Here is a 1,593-nt window from a genome sequence, read left to right as displayed (position 1 = left end):
GTGAGTTTAAGCGCGTTGCCAAAGATGCGGGCGCGACTATAGAAGAAGTGTTAGCGGTAAAAGAAAGTCAATAAAAAACGCTCATCAATGGGAGTTGATGAGCGTCTAACAAAGCGAGTACTACGAAATGAATATTAACGGCAACCAAACCATCAATAACGGAGATTATGCCATGCAATTCCCAACTATTCAACAAAATACTGATTTACAGCAAGCGGTAGACGCTAAAGACCTTCATCAAGCATTGGGCTTGCACCCTGCTAAATGGTCAGAGTGGAGCAAAAACAATATAGCAAATAACCCGTTTGCGCTGGAGGGCATAGACTACGGGGTTTACAACCCTGAGTTGAATACCCAAGGTGGTAGACCGACCACAAATTACTACCTATCTATCGATTTTGCTAAAAAATTAGCCATGCAAGTACGCACCAAAAAGGGCGAAGAGATCAGAGATTACTTTTTAGATTGCGAGCGCAAAGCAGTAAGCGCCAGCAACCCAGTCACGCCAGCATTACCGAATTTTACTGATCCGTATGAGGCTGCTATCGCATGGGCAGAAGAATATAAAGCTAAAGAGGCGGCACAAGCTCAGGTCATCGAGCTAAAACCAAAGGCCGAAGCGCTGGCACGTATCAGCAGCGCAAAAGGCGCTACTGGTATTCGTGATACCGCTAAGGCCGTTGGTATGCGTCAGAACGACTTTGTAGCGTGGTGTGTTGATGATACCAAACCTGTCTGCCGTCGCTTTATGTACCGCGATGATAGAGGCGTGCTTAATGCGTACTCACATCGCACCAGCACAGGATTGATGACGCAGAAATTACAGTCATTCGTTGGTCATGATGGGCGTGATAGAGCAGAGCCTAGAGTTAAATTTACCCCGGCTGGCGTGGCTAAGATTGCAGAAATGCTTGAGAAAGAGCGCAACCGTGAAGCGGAGCTAGTGTAATGGCTGTCATTGGTATCAGACCAAGGTTGCATCGAGTTATCACTGACAGACACTTCCAAAGGTCAGCTGCAAAAGGATCATCTAGTGGCTTTACTACACTGGTAAAAAAAGGCACTTATCCACGTTCAGGAATGGATCATCCAAGCTTAGCAATAGGCGACCGCTTGGAGTTTATCTTAAGCGAAAAGGGTTTAAGACTGCTTGGTAACCAGCCAGCGTATGAGGTCACAGATATAGGCTTACAGCGTGATAAAGATAGCAACCAGTGGGTATGGACTGTTGAGTTTAAGAAATTGGAGTTGGAGCCATGAGCTTTAAATTAGTAGCACAAGTGATGGATATTAAAGTCGGCAGCCCATTGCGCAAGATAATACTTATCAAGCTTGCAGACCAGGCTAATGACGAAGGTGTGTGCTGGCCTAGTTATGAGTCTATTGCTAAGACTTGCGAGATCAGCAAGCGCTCAGTCATTACTCATATTCAGAAGCTAGAAAAACAAGGGTTTCTCCGTATTGAGAAACGATACAACAAAGATGCTGGCAAGAATTTTAGCAATAAGTATCACTTAACCTTGTCTAAGGGTAGTGCAAATGATTCACCACTAGAGGGTGGTGCAAATGCTGCACTAGTGCAAATGAGCGTCG

At 45.3% G+C, this 1,593-nt stretch carries 3 protein-coding genes; all 3 read left to right on the top strand.

Annotation, left to right across the window (positions count from 1 at the left end; genetic code table 11):
• The first annotated feature begins 127 nt into the window (after nt 1-127).
• Entirely contained in the window at nt 128-949 is an 822-nt protein-coding gene (locus V7D75_RS09280) for a phage antirepressor KilAC domain-containing protein (protein WP_333614337.1), read from the top strand.
• The gene (locus V7D75_RS09275) at nt 949-1,260 is read left to right on the top strand and encodes a hypothetical protein (RefSeq protein WP_333614336.1); all 312 of its coding nucleotides are present in this window, start codon (nt 949-951) and stop codon (nt 1,258-1,260) included. Before V7D75_RS09280 ends, V7D75_RS09275 begins: the two co-directional genes overlap by 1 nt.
• On the top strand, nt 1,257-1,593 hold a 337-nt coding region (locus V7D75_RS09270; RefSeq protein WP_333614335.1), incomplete at its 3' end, for a helix-turn-helix domain-containing protein. The genes V7D75_RS09275 and V7D75_RS09270, both read left to right, overlap by 4 nt.

Origin of the sequence: Psychrobacter sp. (assembly GCF_036731945.1) — a bacterium.
Classification (GTDB): Bacteria; Pseudomonadota; Gammaproteobacteria; order Pseudomonadales; family Moraxellaceae; genus Psychrobacter.
The sequence above is the reverse complement of the archived record's forward strand: the minus strand, read 5'-3'. Positions and strand labels throughout refer to the sequence as shown.